Annotated in this window: 7 protein-coding genes and 1 pseudogene; 3 read left to right on the top strand and 5 right to left on the bottom strand. The window is 36.5% G+C overall.

Annotated elements, in window-relative coordinates:
* Positions 1-213: pseudogene (locus ACH2CJ_RS06365) on the top strand (hydroxymethylbilane synthase); the annotation flags it as partial.
* A 124-nt stretch (positions 214-337) separates the two neighbouring features.
* On the opposite strand, the gene serA reads toward ACH2CJ_RS06365, so the two are convergent.
* The 5 genes from serA to ubiE form a co-directional block, all read right to left on the bottom strand.
* Positions 338-2227 carry a phosphoglycerate dehydrogenase gene (serA, locus tag ACH2CJ_RS06360; protein ID WP_394991417.1) on the bottom strand — a complete coding sequence of 630 codons (1890 nt, stop codon included), beginning with the start codon at positions 2225-2227 and terminating at the stop codon, positions 338-340.
* Between the two features lie 54 nt (positions 2228-2281).
* A complete protein-coding gene (locus ACH2CJ_RS06355) occupies positions 2282-2815 on the bottom strand; it encodes a DinB family protein (RefSeq protein ID WP_394991416.1) in 534 nt (177 codons plus the stop codon).
* Between the two features lie 198 nt (positions 2816-3013).
* Complete coding sequence (gene yidD, locus ACH2CJ_RS06350) at positions 3014-3226, bottom strand: membrane protein insertion efficiency factor YidD (protein WP_394991415.1); 213 nt, start codon at positions 3224-3226, stop codon at positions 3014-3016.
* 71 nt (positions 3227-3297) lie between these two features.
* The gene (locus tag ACH2CJ_RS06345) at positions 3298-4032 is read right to left on the bottom strand and encodes a porin family protein (RefSeq protein WP_394991414.1); all 735 of its coding nucleotides are present in this window, start codon (positions 4030-4032) and stop codon (positions 3298-3300) included.
* A gap of 18 nt (positions 4033-4050) precedes the next feature.
* The gene (gene ubiE, locus ACH2CJ_RS06340; RefSeq protein WP_394991413.1) at positions 4051-4776 is read right to left on the bottom strand and encodes a bifunctional demethylmenaquinone methyltransferase/2-methoxy-6-polyprenyl-1,4-benzoquinol methylase UbiE; all 726 of its coding nucleotides are present in this window, start codon (positions 4774-4776) and stop codon (positions 4051-4053) included.
* 158 nt (positions 4777-4934) lie between these two features.
* On the opposite strand from ubiE, the gene ACH2CJ_RS06335 reads away from it, so the two are divergent.
* Both ACH2CJ_RS06335 and ACH2CJ_RS06330 read left to right on the top strand, forming a co-directional pair.
* A complete protein-coding gene (locus ACH2CJ_RS06335; protein ID WP_394991412.1) occupies positions 4935-5438 on the top strand; it encodes a methylated-DNA--[protein]-cysteine S-methyltransferase in 504 nt (167 codons plus the stop codon).
* Between the two features lie 73 nt (positions 5439-5511).
* Complete coding sequence (locus tag ACH2CJ_RS06330) at positions 5512-6735, top strand: hypothetical protein (RefSeq protein ID WP_394991411.1); 1224 nt, start codon at positions 5512-5514, stop codon at positions 6733-6735.
* The last annotated feature ends 519 nt before the right edge of the window (positions 6736-7254 follow it).

The following is a 7254-nucleotide window of genomic DNA, read 5'->3' as shown; positions in this document are numbered from 1 at the left end:
ATTCCATCTTTTGGATGGTGTATTTCGGATGAAAAAAATGGTCATTCAGAACTCGAAATGACAGCAGGAATTATCAGTTTAGATGGACAAACAATTGTTAGGAAATACAGTAAAAGATCTGCCGATCAAGCCGAAAAGTTAGGTGAAGAATTGGCAAAAGAAGTTTTAGAAAATGGCGGTGCAGAAATTTTGAAAGAAATTCGTTTGGTCTAATGTGATTTTTGAGTTTATTAATCGAAATTCCGTAAGACTTTAAGAAGCTATTTGATTTAAACTTAGCAAGATTAAGCCAAACAGCTTCTAATAATTTTAGTATCGTATTAAATTCTATCATCTATCAATACAACATTCTAAATCGAATAGTTTCGTCAATATCTTTGATTTCCTGCACAAATTCGTCGGTATAGCCTTTGCTAATATCCATAATCACATAGCCAATTTTTTCATTCGTTTTCAAATATTGACCAATAATATTGATTTGGTGTTTGGCAAAAATATTGTTGATTTTAGCCAAAATTCCAGGAACATTTTTGTGAATATGCAGTAAACGATGCGAATCTACTAATAATGGCAATTGTACTTCTGGGAAATTTACGCTGCCCGTTGTGCTGCCATTATTCATGTATTCGAGTAAGCGTTCAGGCACGTAAAGACCTATTCCTTCTTGTGCTTCTTCGGTGCTTCCCCCAATGTGAGGAGTTAGGATTACATTGGGAAGTCCACGCAATTCGTTTTCAAAAGGCTCGCTATTGGTTTTTGGTTCGTAAGGAAAAACATCAACACCTGCACCAGCAACTTTGCCCGATTTGATGGCTTCTACCAAAGCTGGAACCTCGACCACGTGCCCACGAGCGAGATTCATGAAAATTACACCGTCTTTCATCATTTCAAACTCACGTTTGCCAAAAACATTGGTGTTTTCTTTACGACCATCAATGTGCATACTTACCACATCAGATACTCGCAAAACTTCTTCCAACGAACGGCATTTTTTTGCATTTCCTATGGGCATTTTATCAACTATGTCGTAGAAATAAATCTCCATTCCAAGTGCCTCACCGATAACCGAAAGTTGCGTTCCGATATGTCCGTAGCCAATCAAACCTAATTTTTTTCCACGCACTTCAAAGCTATTATTAGCTGATTTGTCCCATTTACCAGCGTGCATTTGAGTGCTTTTTGTGAAAACGTTACGGATTAGCATAATCATTTCGCCAATGGCAAGTTCTACCACCGAACGAGTATTACTATACGGAGCATTGAAAACAGCAATGCCTTTTTCGGTACAAGTTTTAAGGTCGATTTGATTAGTTCCTATACAAAAAGCCCCAATTATTATCAATTTGTCAGCATTTTCAAGAACTTTCTTTGTAACGTTTGTTTTTGAACGAAGTCCTAAAATTGAAACGCCTTTTATTTTCTCCATCAATTCATCTTCGTCCATAGCTCCTTTGTGGGTTTCCACGTCAAAGCCTTCATGCTTAAATGCTTCAATCGCTACGGAATGAACATTTTCGAGCAATAAAACCTTGATTCGGCTCTTTGGATACGATTGACTACGAGGAAGTTTATTCAGATATAAAAACTCATCTAACGACGGCACAATATGGTCGGCTTTTGATGTAACTTTCTCACGCTCAACGTTTTCTGTAAAAGCATAAAAACGATTTGCCAAACCCGATGAACGAAGTTCATAGTCGGTATAACCATCACCAATAGCATATATATCGCCTTCCAAATTTAATGAAGCTAATAATTTTACTTTTCCTTTTGCGTGAGCAAGCATATTGTCTTGGTCAACGCCAATAATATTATCTTCGGCATCAAACACAAAAGTATTGGCATATACGTTTGCCTCTTTGATACCCATTGAAGTAACAATTGGCACGATAAACTCTTTGAAACCGCCCGAAACAATCAAAATACGGTCGGCATATTCACGCAAAAACTTTTCGTTTCTTTGAAATGATTCCGATACTTGGGTATGAAGAAAATCAACTAATTTTTTAATATCAGAACGATTAGCCTTTAATAACTCAATTCGTCTGCTGAGAGCTTCCGAAAAAGTAATTTCGCCATTCATGCCTTGTTCAGTCAAACTTCTGATTTGGCTGACTACTTTTTCTTGGGATGAACTGCCAGCTAAGGCAATATTTGCTAATTCGTCGAGGCCTTCTACTTTCGTAAAAGTGCTATCGAAATCTATGATATAATAGGTATTGTTCATTAATCCCTATTCCCTAAAAAGGGAAATTTATTTTAATTTAAAAATATAATTTTGTTATTTCAATGCAATTTTGATGTGTTCAAAATGATGTTTGGTGTGCCATGCAGCCATGCTTAGAGCTTGTGCCAATGTCAGATTTATTTGGCGAAGAGCATGAAAGAAAGTCTTGTCAAAATCGTTTTCCGACATGGTTTTCATCAAATGTATCCAACGCTTGTGCGTAGCTTCGAGCAGCAATAAAGCATCGGCTGGCGGCGTGCTGGATATTTCGGAAGTATTGTTCCAAGCATTGATATTTGCTACAAAACCAACAGGATTTTCATCACAAAGTGCTTGTTTGAAACGAGCAAAGTGCAAGAGGTGCATATCTGAAATATGAGTTAATAACTGACGTACATTCCAAGCACCTTCACGGTATTGCTTTGCCAAATCTTGGTCCGAAAGTTTTTTGGTGAGGCGTTTGTATTTTGCAGGATATTTCTCAATAATAGCAATGTTTTTTTCGATTTCTTTAACCGAATAGTTCTTTTTTACTTTCCATTTTCCGATAGGATATTGGCGTTGTTCGAGTGTCATTGCCGAGGTCATTGACGAAAAAGATTTTGTTGTAAGACCAAATTTACGGACTATTTTACAAGAACAAATTAGAAAGACATTTGATTTAAATAAATAAGAAAATAGTGAAGAAAGTTCTTTGAATAGTGCTACAAAAAGTTTTAAATTTTTAGTTTGTTTAGCTTTGATTGTGTTTTTACCTAAAACCAAAATTCTGCGTCCTAACGCCTATCAAGGAACAGGGTCATAGCCATGTGTATGACTAAAAGGATGGCAACGAGAAATACGTTTGATTGTTAGCCAAAAACCTTTGAAAAAGCCATGTTTCTGAAAAGCTTCGACCGAATATTGTGAACAAGTTGGGGTATAACGACACGAAGACGGAAACCAAGGAGAAATACCTGCTTGGTAAAGTCGAACAAGAAAAATAGCGATATATTTCATTTTGGAGATTTTAAATACTGAGATAAGAAATGCTTTTTCATAAATCTCGTATTTCACTTCTCAAATCTAATTTATTCAAACAATAAAAACAGCGTAACTGTGTGCGTTGTTAATCTATCAATACCACCAATGGCTGTGCCACGAGAATTAACGGGGTCAACTAAATTTTTAATTCCATGCGAGAAATGTAATTCAGGAGCAAACTTGAAATATTCTCGAAAAACCTCAATTCCAGTGCCATATTCAATACTAAAATCATTGCTTTTGGTCGAAAACTGTTGGCGTTTTTTTCGGTTTACAGCATTGGTTTCTACACCAAAACGCATTCCTCCAAAAACATACATTCGCACGTTTCCACGTCTTTCAGACTTGTATTTAAACATTACTGGTAGCTCAAACCATGCTGTTTCTCGAAGTTCTTCTCTTTGACCAAATTTGTCTTTATCGTCGTCAGGAACAGTTGTATTAATGAAACGATACTCCAATCTTCGTCCATAGATTGCTACAGTTGGCAAAACTCGAAAGTCGAAATAATCATTCAATCGAAAATTGACTAAACCCCCCATTTTCAAACCATAAGTTGTGGGTGAAGTGATGGCGTAATAGTTGTCTTTATTAACAAAATAATTATTAAATTTAACGTTAAAATAAGTATTTGTCAGACCCAAAAAATAGCCAAACCTCATAGCCTTAGCATCGTAATCAGCTTGAAAATGCCGACGATTTTGCTGTGCAGAAAGAGTTTGAGTAAGCATCAATAAAACTACTATTTTGAAACTAACTCGAACAAACGGGACGTTTTTCATAAATTAAATAAAAAAACTTTACGGCTTTTTGCCAATATAAATAGAGCAGACACCAAAAGTTAAAGGAATACATTTTGTTTGACGAAAGCCTGCTTTTTCAAAAATTTTCAAGAAATCGTTTCCTTCTGGAAAAGCCATTACCGACTCTGGCAAATAGCTATAAGCAGAGCTATCGTTTGATACTAATTTGCCAATCATAGGTACAATTGTGGCATTATAAAACCAATATAACTGCTTGATAATAGGTGTTTTAGGTTTAGAAAACTCCATCACCATGCAGGTGCCGCCCGATTTCGTAACTCGGCACATATCGGTCAAGCCTTTTTCTAAATTTTCAAAGTTACGTACTCCAAAAGAAACGATGACAGCATCAAAAGTATTGTTATTGAACAATAATTTCTCAGAATCGCCCATTTGTAGTTCGATAGTTTTTTCTAAACCCAACTTTTTCATTTTTTCACGACCAAACGAAAGCATACCTTCCGAAATATCAACACCGATTACTTTTTCGGGCTTCAATTGCTTTACTGCCTCCACAGCCAAATCGCCCGTGCCAGTTGCAATATCCAGAATCAATTGTGGTTTTTGGTCACGTAGCATCGAAATAGCCTTTTTTCTCCACCAAAAATCAATTCCACCACTGAGCAGATGATTCAAAAAATCATATTTGGGCGAAACGTTGTCAAACATTTCAGCAATTTGTTCACGCTTGCTACTATCTTTTTCTTTGTAAGGTACTACCATATATTTTCACAACAACCTTCTGGTTGTTTAGGAGCGTTTAATTAAAAAAAGTATGCAAAATTACGACTACTTATTTTATAACTGATTGATTATCAGAAAAGTTTTTCAAACATTAGTTTTTTGTATCTTTGGAAATCTAATGAATATTTCACAAAATTATGCTTTATACTAAACATTATTCTTCACCTGTTGGGATTTTAGAAATATCGGCAAGCGATACTTCCCTCACCCACGTGCTGTTTCGAGAAGCTCTGAAAAAACCAAGCCGTCAATTGGAAGAAACTTCAGAAACGTCGTTTGTAATCGAAGAATGTATGAAGCAGTTTGATGCCTATTTTGCGGGAAAACTCAAAAATTTTGATTTGCCGATGCTTCCGCAAGGCACTGATTTTCAGCAAAATGTATGGGAATATCTCAAAACGATTCCTTATGGAAAAACAATTTCGTATCTTGAATTTTCTCGACGAATTGGCAACGAAAAAGCCATTCGGGCAGTAGGAACTGCCAATGGACGTAACCCAATTACAATTATTCTGCCTTGCCATCGAGTTATTGGCACTGACGGAAGTTTGGTTGGCTACGGAGGCGACCTTTGGCGAAAAGAATGGCTACTTCGCCATGAAGGTGGCTTACCGAGACAAGGGCAGTTGGGTTTATTTTGAAAAACAAATATTTTGTGCAAAATTAGGGGTAAAATTCAGCTCAGATGTCAAAAAATAAATAACCAAATTTTTTATGGAAACAGCTATTAATCAATCAATTACAGACAAAAAAACGTATGCTTCTACGAGTAAACTTCTACTTGATATTCCCACCTATGTTTATGTAAGTGTAATTGCTTCAATGTGCGTAATTTTGGGCATTTTGTGGGACATTGCTTGGCACATGAGCATCGGGCGAGATGGGCTTTTTTCTGCTCCTCACGTGGTTACTTATGTAGGTGCTGCCACTGCAGGTTTTTTCTCTGGTTATCAAGTGCTAAAAACTTCGTTTTGGGGTACGTTGCTCGAAAAAGGCAAAATGGTCAATTTTTGGGGCATTTTTTATAGCTCTTTAGGCGGACTTTTCTGTATATGGGGCGGAATTGCTTCGCTAACCTCTGCTCCATTCGATGATTGGTGGCACAATACTTACGGACTTGACGTGCAGATTCTTTCTCCGCCACACACCATTTTACTTTTAGGTTTAATGAGTGTTCAGATGGGGGCAATGGTTGGTACATTGGCATTTTTGAATAGAAAAGACAAAATTGATTCACTTTCAGTACAAGAAAATGCTAAACGTACCAATCGTCTTCAATGGATGTTTATCCTAACGGCGGCTTTTTTTATTACCTCTATTTTTACTTTTCTTTCCGAATCTTTGGGTCGTTGGGCAATGCACAGAGCCTCATTTTATCAAGTGGCAAGTATTGCATTTCCCTTTATTTTACTTGCTACTGGTCGAGCATCGGGAAAAAAATGGGGAATAACTTATATTTGTATTGCCTTTTTGATTTTCGATTGGGCTGTTAATGCTACAATTAGGTTGTTTCCTGCCGAGCCATTGCTAGGGCCAATTCATAATAAAATTACTACCTATCAAACACTGGGTTTTCCGTTACTGCTATTTATTCCTGCCTTTGCTATTGACTGGTTACGAGATAAGTTTTCAGCAAAAAATGACTGGCTTTTGGCTTTGTTTTTAGGACTTACTTTTACGATTATACTTTTTATTACACATTATCCATTTGGTACATTTATTCATGAATCTCCTTTGGCTCGTAATTGGTTTTGGGGAAGTGAGTCTTGGTCTTTTCAAAATGACGCTGACTGGGAATATCGTTACAAATTTAGTTCTCGTAATAACATGGGCTTAATTGATTGGGCAAAAGGACTTGCTTTGGCATTACTTTTTGGTGTCATTTCATCAAGAATTGGTCTTGCTTGGGGAAATTGGATGAAGCAAATACAGAGATAAGTTAGTGTTTGAACAACAAAAAATTTAAGTAGTATCATCCCCCAGCTCTTCTCCATAGGCGACGGTCGTTTCTAAGACCTCTCTCCTGTGGAGAAGATTGAGGCGACCGAGTAAAACCGCGACCCTTCTTTCAACAACTGATAAGTATAACAGTGATAGAATTTAATTATTTGTTATAATACTTTACTCTTGAATGGGATAAATCATTTCGTTATCATACAGTGAAGGTACACAGCAATAATTGGCATTAAACCATCTATTATTAGATAAGGATAGTGGGCTATAAGTAGCCGATGCTGTTGTTATGTTTATATTTTCTAAGGGGGGGTAATTATTAATTGATTAAATAATCTATTGACTTTTTTATCTATTAAAAGAATAAAGTAGGGCATCCTTATTCTTTTTCCCCATAATCATATCTGTTATTATTTCGGCAGCAATCACACTAAACGTTATCCCATTGCCTCCAAAACCCAAGGCATAATACGTATGAGGTGTTTTATCATAAGTGCCGATATA

It is taken from the genome of Emticicia sp., from assembly GCF_043780375.1.
Lineage (GTDB): Bacteria > Bacteroidota > Bacteroidia > Cytophagales > Spirosomataceae > Emticicia.
The sequence above is the reverse complement of the archived record's forward strand: the minus strand, read 5'-3'. Positions and strand labels throughout refer to the sequence as shown.